Origin of the sequence: Rhodobacter viridis, from assembly GCF_003217355.1 — a bacterium.
Lineage (GTDB): Bacteria > Pseudomonadota > Alphaproteobacteria > Rhodobacterales > Rhodobacteraceae > Rhodobacter > Rhodobacter viridis.
Window position 1 is genome coordinate 65923 of the sequence record NZ_QJTK01000015.1, and the last position, 14222, is coordinate 80144.

At 64.2% G+C, this 14222-nt stretch carries 17 protein-coding genes and 1 tRNA gene; 4 read left to right on the forward strand and 14 right to left on the reverse strand.

From position 1 onward, the window contains the following. The first annotated feature begins 294 nt into the window (after positions 1-294). Positions 295-615: a DUF6280 family protein gene (locus C8J30_RS15445; protein WP_013068809.1), complete on the forward strand. Its 321-nt coding sequence runs from the start codon at positions 295-297 to the stop codon at positions 613-615. Between the two features lie 103 nt (positions 616-718). On the opposite strand, the gene C8J30_RS15450 is transcribed toward C8J30_RS15445, so the two are convergent. The 3 genes from C8J30_RS15450 to C8J30_RS15460 form a co-directional block, all read right to left on the reverse strand. Continuing rightward, positions 719-2263: a hypothetical protein gene (locus C8J30_RS15450; RefSeq protein WP_110806732.1), complete on the reverse strand. Its 1545-nt coding sequence runs from the start codon at positions 2261-2263 to the stop codon at positions 719-721. A gap of 128 nt (positions 2264-2391) precedes the next feature. Next, on the reverse strand, positions 2392-3789 hold the full coding sequence (locus tag C8J30_RS15455) for a TolC family outer membrane protein (protein WP_110806733.1): 1398 nt from the start codon (positions 3787-3789) through the stop codon (positions 2392-2394). A gap of 104 nt (positions 3790-3893) precedes the next feature. Continuing rightward, positions 3894-4544: a protein-L-isoaspartate O-methyltransferase family protein gene (locus C8J30_RS15460; protein ID WP_110806734.1), complete on the reverse strand. Its 651-nt coding sequence runs from the start codon at positions 4542-4544 to the stop codon at positions 3894-3896. A 184-nt stretch (positions 4545-4728) separates the two neighbouring features. Here C8J30_RS15460 and C8J30_RS15465 point away from each other — a divergent pair. Continuing rightward, positions 4729-4802: transfer RNA gene (locus C8J30_RS15465), tRNA-Cys, on the forward strand. 74 nt (positions 4803-4876) lie between these two features. Here the strand turns inward: C8J30_RS15465 and C8J30_RS15470 are convergent. The 9 genes from C8J30_RS15470 to C8J30_RS15510 form a co-directional block, all read right to left on the reverse strand. Then, complete coding sequence (locus C8J30_RS15470) at positions 4877-5938, reverse strand: tyrosine-type recombinase/integrase (RefSeq protein WP_245909854.1); 1062 nt, start codon at positions 5936-5938, stop codon at positions 4877-4879. After that, positions 5928-6128 (reverse strand): hypothetical protein, encoded by a 201-nt coding sequence (locus tag C8J30_RS15475; protein WP_110806735.1) that lies wholly within the window; start codon positions 6126-6128, stop codon positions 5928-5930. The genes C8J30_RS15470 and C8J30_RS15475 overlap by 11 nt, the downstream gene beginning before the upstream one ends. Before the next feature lie 104 nt (positions 6129-6232). Then, positions 6233-7696 carry a phage major capsid protein gene (locus C8J30_RS15480; RefSeq protein WP_220033781.1) on the reverse strand — a complete coding sequence of 488 codons (1464 nt, stop codon included), beginning with the start codon at positions 7694-7696 and terminating at the stop codon, positions 6233-6235. 25 nt (positions 7697-7721) lie between these two features. Next, positions 7722-8312 (reverse strand): head maturation protease, ClpP-related, encoded by a 591-nt coding sequence (locus C8J30_RS15485; RefSeq protein ID WP_110806737.1) that lies wholly within the window; start codon positions 8310-8312, stop codon positions 7722-7724. Between the two features lie 9 nt (positions 8313-8321). Next, positions 8322-8855, reverse strand: coding sequence for a hypothetical protein (locus C8J30_RS15490; protein WP_146227938.1), 534 nt, complete (start codon positions 8853-8855; stop codon positions 8322-8324). A 68-nt stretch (positions 8856-8923) separates the two neighbouring features. Next, complete coding sequence (locus tag C8J30_RS15495) at positions 8924-9208, reverse strand: hypothetical protein (protein ID WP_110806739.1); 285 nt, start codon at positions 9206-9208, stop codon at positions 8924-8926. Further along, positions 9205-9390 (reverse strand): hypothetical protein, encoded by a 186-nt coding sequence (locus C8J30_RS15500; RefSeq protein WP_110806740.1) that lies wholly within the window; start codon positions 9388-9390, stop codon positions 9205-9207. The genes C8J30_RS15495 and C8J30_RS15500 overlap by 4 nt, the downstream gene beginning before the upstream one ends. Further along, positions 9390-9752 carry a hypothetical protein gene (locus tag C8J30_RS15505; protein WP_146227939.1) on the reverse strand — a complete coding sequence of 121 codons (363 nt, stop codon included), beginning with the start codon at positions 9750-9752 and terminating at the stop codon, positions 9390-9392. The genes C8J30_RS15500 and C8J30_RS15505 overlap by 1 nt, the downstream gene beginning before the upstream one ends. A gap of 161 nt (positions 9753-9913) precedes the next feature. After that, positions 9914-10066 carry an Arc family DNA-binding protein gene (locus tag C8J30_RS15510; protein ID WP_181420911.1) on the reverse strand — a complete coding sequence of 51 codons (153 nt, stop codon included), beginning with the start codon at positions 10064-10066 and terminating at the stop codon, positions 9914-9916. A gap of 86 nt (positions 10067-10152) precedes the next feature. Here C8J30_RS15510 and C8J30_RS19400 point away from each other — a divergent pair, with 86 nt between their 5' ends. Both C8J30_RS19400 and C8J30_RS15520 read left to right on the forward strand, forming a co-directional pair. Beyond that, the gene (locus tag C8J30_RS19400) at positions 10153-10566 is read left to right on the forward strand and encodes an Arc family DNA-binding protein (protein WP_110806743.1); all 414 of its coding nucleotides are present in this window, start codon (positions 10153-10155) and stop codon (positions 10564-10566) included. A 3-nt stretch (positions 10567-10569) separates the two neighbouring features. Further along, positions 10570-10980, forward strand: a complete 411-nt coding sequence (locus tag C8J30_RS15520) for a type II toxin-antitoxin system PemK/MazF family toxin (RefSeq protein WP_110806744.1) — start codon at positions 10570-10572, stop codon at positions 10978-10980. 497 nt (positions 10981-11477) lie between these two features. Here C8J30_RS15520 and C8J30_RS15525 read toward each other — a convergent pair whose 3' ends face one another. Further along, positions 11478-11930 (reverse strand): hypothetical protein, encoded by a 453-nt coding sequence (locus tag C8J30_RS15525; protein WP_110806745.1) that lies wholly within the window; start codon positions 11928-11930, stop codon positions 11478-11480. Between the two features lie 289 nt (positions 11931-12219). After that, the gene (locus C8J30_RS15530; RefSeq protein WP_110806746.1) at positions 12220-13407 is read right to left on the reverse strand and encodes an AAA family ATPase; all 1188 of its coding nucleotides are present in this window, start codon (positions 13405-13407) and stop codon (positions 12220-12222) included. Between the last annotated feature and the right edge of the window lie 815 nt (positions 13408-14222).

Genomic DNA, 14222 nt, shown 5'->3' on the forward strand with positions numbered 1-14222 from the left:
CGCCCCGCTTTGTGGCGCGCCCAAAGGACAGGCGGCAACGCGTGCCCGCTGCGCAAAAAGGCGGCGTCACGCAATTGCCCTTGTTTTGCACGCTCCGGACTTGAACGCAACGGTTTGGTAACCATATATGCGCCGGTGTTGCCGTTAACGGCAGCTAAATACGGGGGCTGCTGCGACAAGCCATGCGTCACATGCATGCCAGACATGCCTTTCAGGGCATATCGAATCGGTGGTCAGGGGGCCTAGATGGCCGCCACGCCAGCAAACGCAAGAGCAATAAAAAAGGACGGAATAATGCGCGATTTCGTTGACGGCTCCGCTTTCAACTATGAGCAAGGTCAGAGGGCGCGCAAGCTGTTTGCCGCAGTCGTTCTGGCGGCTCTGGATGATGCGATTGCCGATGACAAGAAATACGGCAACGGCCCCGAGCAGATCGCCCGCTGGGCGCGGTCGCGCGACGGGCGCGAGGTGCTGTCCTGCGCCGGGATCGACCCGAACGAGCGCGTGGTCAAGGGCCTGATGGAATTCGTCTCGAAAGGCGTGCGGACTTCGGTGGCGCTGTCGCGCGAAGAGAGCGAACGCCGGATCGCGGCGGAAGAGGCGGAGGCGGCCTGAGCGCCCCACCGCCGCAACCGAACAGGATCGGATGCAAAAACGGCGCGCCAAGGGCGCGCCGTTTTCGTTTCATGCAGGTCCGCCGGTGATCGGCGGGCCGGATTTATTCGAAATCCTGCCCCATCAGGGCGCGTTGAATCTCGCGACGCACCAGCTTGCGCACATTCTGGGTGATCCGCTCGCCCAGACTGCCGCGCAGCTCTTCGCGCACAAGCTGGGCCACCATGTCGCGCAGCACCGCCTCGTCGATCAGCCCGTCCTCGTAGGAGGGCACCAGATCCTCGGCGTAAAGCGCATCGGGGTCGGCCATGGTCTCGGACAGCTCGTCGCGCAGCTCTTCGTAGCTCGAGCGCATCGAGGCCGCGGTCTGCACCGCTTCCTCGGCCTCCGAAACGGCCAGCCGCCGCGGCGGGGTCCGGCGCGCAAGGTTGAGCGTCGCCTCGGCCCAGTCCATGCCGACGCCGCTATCTTCGGCGCTCGGTTGTGCCAGCTCTTCAGGATCGGTCATCTCGGCCTGCGCGGCCGCGGCAAATTCCTGTTGCGCCAGAACCTCTTCTTCGACCTCGGCTTCGAAGGCCGCGTCGAAGGCTTCGGCGGCGTCCTCGGCCGCATCTTCGGCCCAGGCCTCGGCACTTGCCGAAACCGCAGCTTCCGCGATGGGGGCGAGCGGCGCCTCTTCCACCGGCTCGACCGCAGGGTCCGCCACAAGCTCCGGCACCGGCAGCTCGTCCATCAGCGGCGCGTCGATGGCCTGACGCACCTCGGCCTCGAACGCTTCGGGCATGTCATCGGTCACCTCGGCCGCGTCGAAGGGATGGCCGGTTTCCGGCTCGAAGTCGAAACCGCTTTCGGCGACCGCGGCTTCCAGCTCGGCAATCGTGCTTTCCAGACGCGACAGCTCGTCGCCGAGATCGGTCGCGGCCAGCGGCGCCTCCTCAGCGACGTCGCTCAGCACGTCAGCATCGCCCGCGGCGTCGATCGCGCTTGAAGCGTCGTCCAGCACCGCCCCGGTTTCCAGCAGCGCGGCTTCAGCTTCCGCAAGCAGGATCTCCGTTTCGGTCATCGGACGCGGCGGCGCCGGGGGCACGAAGGGCAGGATTTCGGCTTCGACCACAGCCTCTGAGGGCTGCAGAAGCAGCGGAGCCGCATCGTCAAGGGCGCTCGGCGCGAGGGTCAGATCCGCATCGGACAGAAGCAGCGGCGCCGCGTCATCTGCGGCCTCCGCTTCGACCGGCAGAGCCTCCGACAGGTCTTCGATCTCGTCAGGTTCGGACGGCACCGGCGTGGCCAGATCCTGCAGCACGGAGGCCACGATTTCGGCTTCGGCGACGGCCTCGGCTTCAGCCGCCTCGACAGCCTCGAAGGTCGTCGTCAGCGCGGTTTCGGTTTCGGGTTCCGGCATCGGCGGCACCATCACGGCGCGCTCTTCCTCGGCGTCCTCGATCCGCAGCGCGGGGGTCAGCACCAGGCAATCCGCCTCGACCGGTTGCGGCGCAGGCGCGGGTGCGATGACGGGGACAGCGGCAGGCGCGGCGGCGCGAGGCGCTGTCGGCATGGACCGCACGGCACCGGCATCGCGCGATACCAGACGACGGATCGACGACAGAACGTCTTCGATTTCGATTTTCGTTTCGGGTTCAGACATCATGCCACAAATCCTGCTCTCTTGCCGGTCGAAGCTCCGGCCGTTTCGATGAAGCAGAATCCCCCTTCCGCAGGACTTCGTCCGTGGGAAGCCAGGTCACACACAATCACAGCCATGAGGTGCACAAGAACTCAGTTCTTGCCGATCGCGCGCAAGACACGATCAAGAGCCTTGCCCTGATCGCTGAGAGGCGCGTTCTGCACCGCATTGTAGTAGGCTGCGGGGTCATAGGTGGGGATCCCGAGCTTGAGGTTTTCTACCGTCAAGAGTCCCATAGCGGACAAAAGTTGATAATATGCTACTTGCAGCGAGGCTTCGGCCGAAATGCGCGAAGCTTTTGCATCAAGCAGATCCTGCTCCGAGTTCAGCACGTCAAGCGTCGTGCGGGCGCCGAGCGTCGCCTCTTCCTTCACGCCCTGATAGGCAAGATCGGCCGCCTGGATCTGTTCGTCATAGGCGCGGATCTGCGCACGATAGACATCGATCGCGGCGAAGGCATTGGCGACACCCTGCGCAACCTCGACGCCGGCCTCGCTGAGACCTGCCCGCGCCTTGTCCCGGTTGGCAACCGCCTTGCGATTGGCCGACGCAATGGCGCCACCGGAATAGATCGTCTGCCCGATCGAGAGCGTGAGAGTGGATTGCGCGCCCTGATCTTGCGGATCGGACAGTTGCGCCTCGCCAGTGACCGTCGGAAGATGCTGCGCATGCGCCAGCTGCACCCCGATATCCGCCGCCGAGACAAGGTGCTGGGCTTGGGTAATCGCAGGATGCAGACGCAGCGCGGTGAGATTGGCCTCATCCGTCGTCTTCGGCAGCTTCGGTGCCTTCGGCAAGGCGGCCAGCCGTTCCGGATAGTGGCCGATCACCGCCTTGTAAGCCTCGCGCGCCGCCTTGTATTGACCCTGCGCAGCGGCCAGCGAAGCTTTCGCCCCGGCCAACGAGGCTTCGGCCTGCGACACGTCGGTCTTCGTCACTTCGCCCACGTCAAAGCGGTCTTGGGCAGCCTTCAGCTGTTCGGAAATCACGCGGACAGAGTTCTCCGTGATCGCCACCTGCTCGGCCGTGGCCTTGGCATCGGCGTAGGCCTTCACCGCCGACAGCAGGACATCCTGTTCCGTCGAGAGCAGCGCGGCGCGAGTCGCCAGAACGGTTTCCTTCTGGATCCCGACCGCCAGAGACCCGCGGCCAAAATCGAACAGCGTCCATTGCCAGGTCAGCGCCATCGCCGCGGAGAGATCGCTCCATTGCCCGGTGCAGGATCGTGTAAAGCTCGAGGGCATGGTGCAGCGCGACTTCGTGAACTCTGCGCCCCAGGTCACAACCGGGCGCAGATCGGCCACCGCACCGGCGACATCTTCATCGGCCGCCCGCAGCGTCGCGCGGTTCTGTTCCAGCAGATGCGAGACCTTGTAGGCAGACACCAGCGCATCGGCGAGCGTCTCGGCCGAAGCAGAGATCGTCCCTGCCAGCACCCCGAGCCCGGCGACGGTGGCCAGAAGAAGCGGTTTGAACTGTCTGCGCGTCATGCCTCATGTCCTCTTGCTGTCCCGCTGCCCCGCGGTTGCCCCGTCGTTCAACGACAGTGACATTCATTTCCGCCGATATGAGACCAGTTCGGCGAAAAAGGCAATCAGAGGACGAATTCTTTTGTGCAGGTGAAACCCGGCAGCACCGGCGCCGCCGCGTTGAACGCATCGCGCCAGGCGACCACACCGTCGATCTTGCGACCGATTCGCACCGTTCCCAGCGCGCCCTGCATGAAGATCGCCGCCATCCGGCCGCCTTCCTTCAGCTGCGCCTCGATCGCGGCGGGGACATGCTCGACGCCGCCCTCGATCACGATCACGTCATAGGGGGCCTCGGCGGCCACGCCCGCAGCCAGCGCGCCCTCGACGACGGTCACGGTGTCGATGTCATGCACCGACAGATGTGCCTCGGCCGAAGCCGCCAGCGCGCCTTCCTCGAGCGCGATCACTTCTTTCGCCATCCGCGCCAGAACGGCGGCCGAATAGCCCATGCCCGCCCCGATATCGAGCACCCGGTCGCCCGGCTGCACATCCACCGCATCGAGGATCTTGGCGAAGTTGCGCGGCTCGAGCAGCCAGCGGCCCTGCCCCAGATCGACGTTTTCGCCGACATAGGCGGCCTCACGACGGGCCTCGGGCACATAGGCCTCGCGCGGAACGAAGAGCATCGCTTCGATGATCGGGAATTTCGTCACGTCATTGGGGCGAACCTGCGTGTCGACCATCATGGTGCGGCGGGCGGCGAAATCCGGCATGGGGGAACTCTTCCGTCTGAGCGTTGCGTTGCGCGGTTTTGCCACAGAAGTCGCAAGGGAGCAACGGTCGGCGGCAGGCTTTGCGCGGTTTTGCATACCATGGTGCACGGAACAAGGCGGATTGTGCCTGCAAGACCCCTTGCACGGGCTCTTCTGATTGGGTAGTTGGAACACACCTCACGGCGGCGGGTTGGCGGAGAGGTTACGCAGCGGATTGCAAATCCGTGAAGACCGGTTCGATTCCGGTACCCGCCTCCAAGCATTATCAAGCACTTGCGAGACTTTCTCCATTGCGCTCCCTGCGCCGTTTACAGGGGCGTTTACAACTTTGTTCACGCTGCGCCCCCTTTTGCCTGTGCCAGCTTGACCAGCACAGAATCAGTTTCGTCTGGCGAAACGCGGGCGTAATGCTCGATCACGTTCGCCGCATAGCGTACCGACCACCCCATGTGGTTGGCGATCTCGGCAAGCGACAGGCCAGCGTTGAGAAGCCGGGTCGCGGCCGTGCCTCGGGCGTCATAGAGGCGCAAATCATCCGAAACCTTCGCCTTGTCACGCCATTGCCGCACCCCTTCCGAGGCGCGATGCGGGGTCAGGGCATTGCCCCTCGCATTGGTAAGGATCAATAGGCGATCCTTGGGCGTGGCGTCGATCACAGCGGCAAGCGCCGGGGTGATCGGGATATGGGCGAGACGGCCGCGCTTGTTTGTCCTGACCCGCAGGCGACGGCCCTTCGGGGTGTCTTCGACGTTGCCGGTCGTGAGCTTGATCAGGTCAGCCGGGCGCAGACCAGTTTCGCAAGCCGCGCACAAGATCCGCCGCGCCCACTCCGGGGCGATCGCATTGAAGGCCTCGATATGCGCAGGCGTCCAGACCACTTCGGAGCGGTCCACATCGTAAATCTTGCGCAGCTTGTGGCAATGATGCTCGGAAAGCTTGCCTTCCTCTACCGCCCAATTCAGGACGCGCACCGCGTGAATGCCCGCCATATCGTGCTGTTTCGGGGAATGCTTCCAGAGCGCCCGCCACGCGTTCACTTCGCCACGCGATCCGCGATCTTCGAAGATGATCGCGGGGGCGTCCTTGAAGTGTTCCGCGAATCGCAAGGCCCATTTGCGCAGATCGAGGCGGGACCGCTCGCCTTTCGGCATTGCGGTGCTGGACAGGAAGTCATCCACCATTTCGGGGGTCATGTAGACAGCCGACTTCGGCCGGGTCGAGGCCTCGGCATAGGCACGGAAAAATTCGGGCGAGGTCGGGTAGTGCAGCACGTCTTCCCAGAATTTCGGGCCACCGCGCCACGCGTAGAAGTGCCACTTGACCTTGCCACCGGCCAGCTTGCGCTTCACCGCGTGCACCTTGTCGGGGAAACTCTTCGGGCGCTCACGATGCACGGCCAGCTTTCCACTTCTCGAGCGGGGTCAGATTGGCCTGCGCCGCTTCGGAAGCGCCGCCCGCCGTGATACGGAAGCGCACCCCCTCAGGCGTCTCAACCGTCACGCTAACCTGTTCCCAGCCTGCGGCCTTCGCGGCTTCGAAAGCAGGGGTCAGGTCAGACTTGCGAATGAGGGGGTGACGCGCCATGCGGGGTCGCCTTCGACACAGGTTGAACAGGAATAGGTTGCGGGAAATTTTGGCGCCCCGCCGCGCCCGAGGGGCCTAGTGGACGGCCCCTCGAAGCGCTCAGCTTATTGGCCGGGGTTCCGATACCAGGTTTTCGGCTGAACGAAGGCCGCAGCCACGGCCCAGACCACGCGGAATTCGAGCCCGAGGCGTTCCCAGGCGTCGCGCATTTCGACAGCCGGGGCGCGATTGCCGTCAAGGAAGGAAACGGCCAGGCCATCGGCCCGCTTCGGATCAGCCGTGACATACCACGCCTTCGAGGGCAGACCCGCCTCGCAAACGATGTCGAGCTTTTTCGAGAACGGGTTGACGCCATCGACAGTCGTCGCGGCAAGCTCTGCCACCAGCTGCTCCGCGACGGTCAGCAGATCGGGCGGAACCACCAGTTGCGCCGGCATGATCGACAGAAGGGCCCCTTGCGTGTCCTTCTGCAGCATCATCGCCGCCCGCGCGGCCGTAAGCGAAGTGACGTTCGGCGCTGCGCCAGTCGCCGCCAGATTGCCGCGGTCGGCATGGAACGTCGTCTTGCCATCGAGAAGAGTCTGGCCCGCGCCGCTGTTTGCCAGAAGCGGTTCCAGGATCACGTCGCGCAGGGTTCCCATCGCGCCATCGATCATCTTCCGCGCCACCTGAGATTCCAGATTGAGCGAGTTCGCCGAATTGATGATCGCTTCGCGCGTGATGTGGTAGTTCGCGCCATAGTGCGACAGAAGCGGGGCAGCTTCGCCGGTTTCATCGACGGTCACGCTTTGAATGTCGGCACCCTCGGCAATCTTCCTGAGCTTGCCCGAAGCGGACAGCCCGACCAGGCGATGCGATCGGAAATCCTCGGCGCTCATTTCGTGCGTGGCCCGCAGGATCTCCGGGGGCTGCGTCTCGATCGCCCGGCCGAGAACGGCATTCAGACCCGCCGTCGTGGCGTGATAGTAATCCGAGGACGTGTGCGCCCCGCTCATCCAGAACCGCATCGCGTCCGTGTCGCCCGCCACGGCCGCGCGGGCTTCCCGCGCAACCATGCGAGCCATGTCCGGCCGCGACATGCCGACGAATTCGCGCCCCGTGGTCGGCTCATAGGACAGCCCCAGACGTTGGGCCATCTGGGCCGCCATCGCATCGCCCAGGCGCGCGGACAAGCTGACCGACTGCCGGTCGGCACGGTAGAAATCGGCGGGCGGGTGCGCGTGATGCGCACCGCCGCTCAGTTCGATATCCTTTTGCTTCCGGAGCGTGAGCATCGCCGCCACTGCCGCATCGGCCATCACTTCGCCGTCCTTCTTGGTCGGCTCGGCCTCGCCCTGATCCGCCAGCAGCTGTTCAGCGATTTGCTTGATCTCGGCCGCGTTGAGCTCCGCCATCTTGCCAAGTTCGGCAATCTTCTTCAGCGACGGCGCCAGCGTTTCGGCCGCGGTCATCGTCAGGCCTGCGGCGGCCATCACTTCGCCCGCCCAGTCGGGCAGCCCCTTCTTGCTCGCAAGGCTGTTCATCTGTGCCAGCAGCCGCGCGGGCGGGTGCATCATGTCATTCGGCATCATCTTTCCTTTCTGATGGTCGCGGTCACGCCGCACGGTTGCTGCCCGCAAAGCGCATCCGAACCGCCTCGGGGGTGTGCTTGAAGGCGTTGAGGTCGAAGCCCGACGGCATGGCGCAAGCGCGCACCTGCCCCGTGGCGATTTCGTCGGCAAAGTGCAGAGTCACCGCCTCTTCCGCGGTCAACCAGGTCTCGGCCCGCATCCAGTCCGCGACACGCGCCACGGGCTGCCCGGTTGCCCGCGCATAAGCCCGGGCATAGGTGGCGGACAGCTTGTCGAGAGTATCCGCCGCTTTGCGGTGCGTCTCGGCCGCACCAATGGTCAGGCTTGACGGGTCATGAATCATCAGATGCGCTGCGTCATGCATGACGATCCGGGCCGCGCCCATGATCGCCAGCGAAGCCGCCGAAGCGGCAAGGCCGACTACCCGCGCCGTAACCTTGCCGTGCGCCTCGATCGACGCCATGACGGCCGCTCCGGTGAAGGCGCAACCGCCCGGGCTGTTAACCACCAGTTCGACGGCTTCGCCTTGATGAAAGGCGAGAAACTCGCCCACTCCGGTTTGGGTGAACGGGTCTTCCCCCACGAAGCCTTCGAGGATCAGTTGCGCAACCATCCGCGCACCTCAGATTTCGTCCGAGGCTTCGGAAAGGCCCAGATCCTCGGCCCGCTTGCGCACGAAGGCCGCGGCCCGCGCCGTGTTGACCAGGAAGACGCGGACGGCGGTCGCCTTTTCTTTCTGCTCCAGGATCGCCAGCGACGCCTCCAGCATGCCGATATTCTGGCAGAACCAACGAGTGAAACGCAGCGGCGAACCATCCCCGTCGATCGCCTCGAAGACGACAACACCGGCATAGGTGCCGGGGGCGGCAAGATCGATCCCTTCGGCACGGCCACGCCCGAGGGCATTCGAAAGGGCACTCGCAGCAAATGAGGGGGGAATGCCAATGGCAGCAATCTCCGCTCCGGCTTCGCCGCCCATCAGATCAAGCTGAAGGCGAAGCTCAAAAGCTTGCGACAAGGTGAAGGCCTGCCATTGCGCTTCGACATCCGAGGCATTGGCCGCGGAGAAGAAGGTGAGGTTTCCGTGACGGCGGAGGGCGTTGAAGTGCTCCCTCTTGCAGTCGGTGCAGTTCAAGAGTCCAGCAAGGCGCATCATGATCTCCGTTCGGGCTTTCCTGTATCTGGTAACGTTGCCATATCTAAAATATGGCAACGTTACCAGATTTATTTTTGCACCCGGTTCGCCCCCAAACCAATCGCGGCCATCATCTCGTTCGGGAGTTCGGTCGGGCTCCTTCGCGGCAACCCGTCCTCGATCAACATCATGAGGTGCTGTGCGAATTCGAGCGTGCTTGCCACACTCTCGCGCACCGCCCGGTCATCCATCACGGTCGAGCTGTTTTCGAGAGCGAGGCGGCACGTGGTGATGATCGACCCGGCCAGAAACGCCCGAGTTTCGGCAAGGTTCAAGTTGCCCTTCTCAGGGCTGAGCGCGTCTGTCGCCATCATGACCGGGCCTCGCTGCCAGCCCGCGCCGCAAGCTCCCGGAGATAGCGAAGGAACTCCTCTTTATGTTCGGGCGAGAGCGCCTCAAAGCGCCGCTTGAATTCCTCGCGGTCAAACTTTTCAGGGCCGACCTCTTCAGCGGAAAAGCGGTGAGCGTTCTTCGAGGCGGGGTTGAAGGCGTTCATCAAGGGGTCTCCCGGATTTCTTTGCTGCCCTGGCCGGCGCTCCTGGCGATCGCTTCTGCCAGGGCGACCAGATCGGAGCGCCGCACAACGGCATAGGCTCGATCCTCGAAAAACGGGCGTGCATCGCCTCGGCCGGGCGTGTCTGCGCCCGAGACGATGTGGCAGACGTCACGAAAAACCCGTTCCACTCGGCCAATGACCATAAAGTGACACCCTTCCCGATCGAGGAGGTGAACCGTCCCGTCCGGGCTCACCACTCGGCACTTCCCGCCAGACCACATGGAAAACTGCGCGATTTCACCAGTGACCAGCCTGTATTTGGCATCCACGGTAACGCGATCGACGGGAGTGATCTGGATCATGTCGCCCTCGCGGTATCTCAAAGCGGGGATATCCGAGAGAACGCGCACATAGCGCACGGATCTTGCCTCTTCAGCGCTTCTGAAGGGGGAAATTTTGACGTCAGGCAAGCCGGGGGTGTTCCCCGAAGCGGGGTTGATAGCAGGCGTGGTGTTTCCTCTTGTCAGGCTGCGGTTTGTTCGGACCGGACCTTCGCGGCCCGGATCACCTGGACAACTTCCGAGTTCTGCGAGCGCCCGTTGCTCTCGGCCTGGTCCTTGATCCAGTCCTTCAGATCGGGCGGAAGGCGAAGCTGCATCGGTTTGCGGTCGGTCATTGCGAACCTCATGGTGTCCAAGTGACATTACTATATGTCCAATGGACACCATTGCGTCAAGCGGATTCTCATGTCCATTTGACACCATGCCAGAGCAAGAGAACCGGACCCTCAACGACAAGTTCATGCTTCGCCTTCCGGATGGGATGCGCGACAGGATCAAAGCTGCGGCGGATGCCAACAACCGCAGCATGAATTCCGAAATCGTCGCCACGCTCGAAGACAAGTATCCGAGGCCATTCAGCGAAGATGAAGACTTCAGTATGGCGATCGCTTGGGCAGTCAGCTGCGACCCGAAGAGAGCCGCCGGGCGCTTCGCAGAAGAGTATCGACTTGTCTTGCAATACATTCGCGAAAAGTTCGATCTGGATCTTGCCGGGCACGACATCGAGAAGGAATACTTCAGCGATCCGCGGTTCAATGTCCCTGTTTCGAACCTCGCCAAATGGATGGAGTTTTCCTTTGGCCCTTGGGTTCGGCAACTGACAAAAGCGCTCTAACCCATGCCGATTCAATACGACCAAACGCCGGGCACAATCCTTGTTTGCGATTTCAGCGCGGGCGGGTTCAAGGCCCCGGAAATGGTGAAACCGCGCCCGGTTGTCGTGATATCCAAACGGAAGCGCCGCTCGTCCGGGCTGCTTACGGTGGTGCCCCTCAGCACCACAGCCCCCGACCCGGTGCTTGCCCATCACTGCCAGATCACGCTTGAAAAGCCTCTTCCGCACCCACGATTCGATAAGACCGAGTGCTGGGTGAAGGGCGACATGGTGACCACGGTTTCCTTTCAGCGGCTCGATCTCTTTCGCACAGACCGAGGACCAGGAGGCGCGCGCAAATATGTGACTGTCCGCGTCTCGGATGCGCAGCTGGCGCAGATCATGGCTTGCATCCGCGAGGTCTTCGGCCTCTGAACTGCGGCGCCGTGTTCATTGACGTTTAACACTGCGGTGCCTATATGTGCTCTGTCTGCTCGCGCTTCGGCGTTGAGCCTCAAGACCGCGCAAGCGGCGACCCCGCCACGGCGATAACAAGCTCGGCGGGGTTTCTATTTCCAAAGCGCAAATGGTAAAGCGGCCCCACCCGATGGCGAGGCCGCTTCGCTGGATCGCCGCCGCCCGCAGGAGACGGGCCGCGATCTTGCCGGGGTTTTCCCACTCACCGGCTTACGGGGTGCTTTCGCGCGATGACGGTTGCGCAGGCGCACCAGCCCTTCGCCCGGAATATCGAGCCCACCGAGGCGCTCGGTTCCGGTTTGGCAACGGCTACACCAGGGGCGCGACGGTGCCGGTGGATGCCGTTGCCCCGGATATCTTGGAGCCGCGATCCTGCCGGGGTTTGCCCACTCACCGGCTTACGGGGTGCTTTCGGCCAAGCGGATCAGCTCGGGCGCACCAACCCATTCCGTGCCTTACCCCGGCCGATCCCGAGGCGATCGACGGGCGGGGAGCGCGAGCCTTTTGCATCGGTCGAATGGCTCGGCTTCTGCCAGGGGCACCGCGTTAAGCGCACCGCTTGTTAAGCCGCCCGCCTTGTTAAGGCTTCCCTTGAGGTTAAGTGGGCTGCAACCATCGGGGTGCGAATTACCCGCGTCGGCAGTATGCCCGGGAAGGACCCGCAACATCTTGTGCCCGTCCGATCGACCAAGATCCGGCAACCCGTGCTCGACCTCGATCGCAATCCGCATCACGCGCAGCTTGCGCTGCATCGTCACCAGATCACCCTTGGCCCGCATCGTGAGGCAATCGGCACCGATCACGAGACCCGCAAGGGCCCGGTCGAGCGCCAGCAGCTGCAACGCCGTGACTGTCGCCTCACCGAAGCCCGCGCCTTTCGTCGTCGTGGTTCTCTTCGTCGTGCTCATGCCTCACCTGCTTTCCCCGTCCGGACGGACAGAACCGACCCGGGCGTGTCCCGGGGGTGGGATGGTTCCCCCCCTAAAGGGGGGAAACCATTCCCCCGCCTTGTCCGGTCCACATAACGCCTTGCCTGTCTGTCCGGACATTGACCGGACACGCCCCGCAAGGTCACTTTGCATTTGTATTTCAATGACCTAACCTTTCGACCGGACACGCCGGACAAGGCCGGACACGCGCCCATGTCCGAAGGCGTCGGACACGCCGGACACGGGCGGACAAAGAGGCGTATCCGGATCATTCCACCCTCCACACCAGTTCATCGCGCACCACGATTAACCGCGCGGCTTCGAGCCCTTCCCGCGCGCGACGGAATGCTTTCTGCTGCGTTTCTCGATTGTCCGAGGTCGAGAGGCTTCCCGCGTCGATGCAAGCCTCTCGCCACCGATCGAGCGCCACGCCGCGCCCGCTCGGGTATTGCGGCTTGCGGTGGATCTCCCCCGCTTCCGCAAGCACCTTGTCGAGAAGATCGAGCGCAACCCGCGCCGATCCCGTCACGTCCGCGTGGCCCGCCCGGGCGGTCTCCACCGGCTCGACAAGGCAGGACGTGACCGGATCGCCGTCTTGATCCCGGCCAAGTTCCACCTGGCAAAGCGTGTAAGCGAAGCGATAGCCGGTCGGGCCGTCGCGTTGCTTCGTCACCTCTGCCGTGATCTGGCCCACCTCGTCGCGGGTCAGTTCAATTTCCGTATCGATCGCCGCGCGCAACGAGGAATGCCCCCGCGCGCCCCGGGCCGCGTCCTTGCCGGTGTGATGCACAAGCATGACATGCGCGCCCGTGGCGCGGCGGATCAGATCGAGGCCCGCCACCAGCTGGGCAATGTCGGGGGCGGTATTTTCGTCAAGGCCGCCCATCACCCGAGCGAGCGTGTCGAAGATGATCAGCGAGAAGGGTTCGCCCCCAACTGCGGCCAGATGCTGCGCCACTTCGGACAGCGGCCCCGCCGCCCCGTCGCGGCCGGTCAAGGTCAGCGGTGCGCAGTAGACGAAGAATTCCGGATCATCGAGCGCGGCAACCCGGTTGGCAAAGCTGCCGCCACCCTCGGCCGCGACGTAAAGCACCCGGCCCTTGCGGGTCCTGCGCCCGCCCCAGCTGCGCCCCTTGGCGACGTGATGGGCAATGTCCAAGGCAAGAAAGCTCTTGCCCGCGTTCGAGGGGCAGTAAAGGACGGAAACCCCGCCTTGATCGAGCCAGCCCTTGACCAGATACGGGCGTTCGAGCTGCGGACGCAAGTCGCCCGCCCAAGTGATCGCCCCCAGCAGCGCCCGCGCCCGAGGCTTCAAAGCATCGACGTTGCCACGAAGCGGCCGGACATTCCCACCCGCGCTCTGGCCCCGTTCGATCGGCGCGACCTCTTCGGCCCGCCCCATCACGGCCCGAACGCGATCGATCCCCTCCGGGGTGTCGTCCTGGTCAGCGGTCACGATACAACCCCGCTGAAAGCGTGATCGCAGATCGCTTCGGCCTGCGACGGATGCAGCGTAAGCGGTGCATCGGCCCGATAAACCCCGATTTTCGGCCCCTGAGGGGAAAGATTCTTGGCGCCATTCCGCGCCCGGGGTCGAATCGCGCGATGATCGGAACGGTGGTGGAGGTGGGCGCTGACCGGCGGGGCGCCCGGTTCGGCACCGCTGCCGGGGTCGCGGATACCGCGTCCAGCTCTCATACGGGGCGATGACAATGATGCTCCTGCGGACCCGACGGCATGCCGGACCGCCTGCGGCGCTCAGGATGTGACGGAGTTGGGGAGTGAGAACCGGCTACGGTCGGTTCGAGACCCGTGTCGCGGGCTGTCGCCACGCGGATGCTGCCCCCCTCGGCCCTCATACGGGGCGATGGCGGTGCTGTTCCCGCAGACCGGACGGCGTGTCGGCCTGCCTGCGGGGCGCAAAACGGAATGGAAATGAGCGCGACCGGCGCGCGCCTTCCACGCGAGGCCCTGCGGTGGGCGCGGCGGCGGTCGACTGTGTCGGGGAGCGTGAGAAAGGCTCTGGAACCGGGAAGCACATGCAACGCGGCGCTTCGGTGTGCAGAAGGCGAGCGCGCACGGCTTTTGGCCGGCACCCCGATCCCGGGGCCCGGCTCAAAACACGATATCCGCCTGTCGCGGGGGGTGGGATCGCCGCCCAGAAAGCGGCGATCAGGGGCGCGAGGTCAGGCCGCCTTGCCTTGCGACGGGGCCTCGTTGGCGGCCTTGTAATGCCAGGGCATCAGCTGGCTGTAATCGGTCAGCTCACGC